This window comes from Gilliamella sp. ESL0250 (assembly GCF_013345045.1).
Lineage (GTDB): Bacteria > Pseudomonadota > Gammaproteobacteria > Enterobacterales > Orbaceae > Gilliamella > Gilliamella apicola_H.
Genome location: NZ_JAAEDV010000032.1, coordinates 1 through 1,634, shown reverse-complemented (window position 1 = coordinate 1,634; position 1,634 = coordinate 1). Strand labels below are relative to the sequence as shown.

Sequence of the window (1,634 nt, the reverse complement as noted above, 5' to 3'; positions counted from 1 at the left end):
ATAAACCCCTTTACCCGCTCGTATTGCCCCCCACTCATCGGTGCGCAGTTCAAAGCCTTCACCTCGCTTGATTTTTTTATTATCAACTAAATGCCCTAGATTGAGTTGTGTTTTACCGTATTCGGTGGCAAGTTTGATATGCTCTTGTCCGCGCTTATCATCCATGCGCAATTTGTTATTGGCGGGTGTTCGAATTACATTGCGGTGTTTATTGCGGATAGACACATGGTCTGGGTGGGCACTGTCATGCATTGCATGGGCAATATAGGGGCGGTCAGGATTGCCATTCGTAAAGGCAACGGCAACTTCGGTACCCTCAATAAGGGGAAAATGAAAACCATAAGTATTTCCTGAATAAGGCTTGGCAAGCCTAACCCATAAACTTTCTTCGCCTTTTTTCCAGTTTTTTAAATCAAAGTTAAACTTAATACGATAGCGCCCCTGAGGGTCAATATAGCCATAGGTATCGTGATTAGGACTGGTTACTCTTGCCGGTAATGTACCGCTCACTTGTGGCCACGGTAATGGCGCAGGGCGATAAGGTTTAAGTACATTAAACGGTATAGCGGTAAAATGGGTTTGGTATGATTCGGTTCGGTCACCATGACTATGGGTTGCAACAATGATAATGCCGTCTTTGATATCGTTAATTGGGCAGCTATCAATAATAAGAAGTTGCCCCGGCGCTAACTGGTAATCATTACATTTGCCATAAATGGTTAACTGTTGGGTAATATGTTGTTGATGGCGGATGTGGGCATACCATTGACCACTTTCAACAGTTTGAATATCTCCCTCTGTTTTATGATGCTCTTCATAACGATAATCATCGCCACGAGTTGTGATATCTTTTTGTTGACTATTGTCGGTGATGTGAAGGTTGTTATTTGCCGTGCGGTAGTTGTAATCATTAACACGCACCTGATTGGGTTTAGTTTTACTGCTAAATTGCAAATCCCATACGCTATGACGGCGACTATCATTTAAACCACTGGGCTGCTTAATTGCAATGTTACCCGCCTTTTTTAATCCCTGTTCATAATCACTCATGACCATGACATCACAGCGATGTTTTGGATGCGTTTCAAAATAAAACCAGATACCAACATCAGCTAATAAACGCTGAATAAAGGTTAAATCACTTTCTTGCCACTGGGTAATAAACTCACGAGCAGGGTAAGTTTCGTTTAGCTCCATTCGAAAATCAATTCCGATAAAACCGTGATTACGCAACACCTCTTCGACGACCTCAACGACGCTTCTATTTTGGAAAATAGCACTTTGATGATGGTTAGCTAGCAATGCCAGTTTAGATTCAAACACTACCCGATAGTGTGCTTGGTCTTCACTCATTGAGACAAAACTAAATTCAGTAATCACCCCATAGAGTGTGCGGGGTTTATCTTCAATATCCAGTGAGCTTATTTGGGTGAGTGTCAGTGGTAGGGGGTTGGGATGAAAAGTTAGTGATGCGGTTTGGCTGAGTACTGAATCGATGGATATCTGACGATTTGCGCTGGTAAAATCAATGTAATATTGCCAAGGTTGATTTAACTGCTCTTTGCCTTCGAGTGATAAGACCGAAATATCTGTTGTCATCTCAAGTCCATCTATCGAAAGCGAGTAACGATTCA

General features: G+C 42.2%; 1 protein-coding gene. It reads right to left on the bottom strand.

Annotated features, from left to right (window positions below; all coding sequences use genetic code 11):
* The coding region (locus tag GYY69_RS12630) for a type VI secretion system Vgr family protein (protein ID WP_174798002.1) at window positions 1-1,599 on the bottom strand (1,599 nt) is incomplete at its 3' end.
* Between the last annotated feature and the right edge of the window lie 35 nt (window positions 1,600-1,634).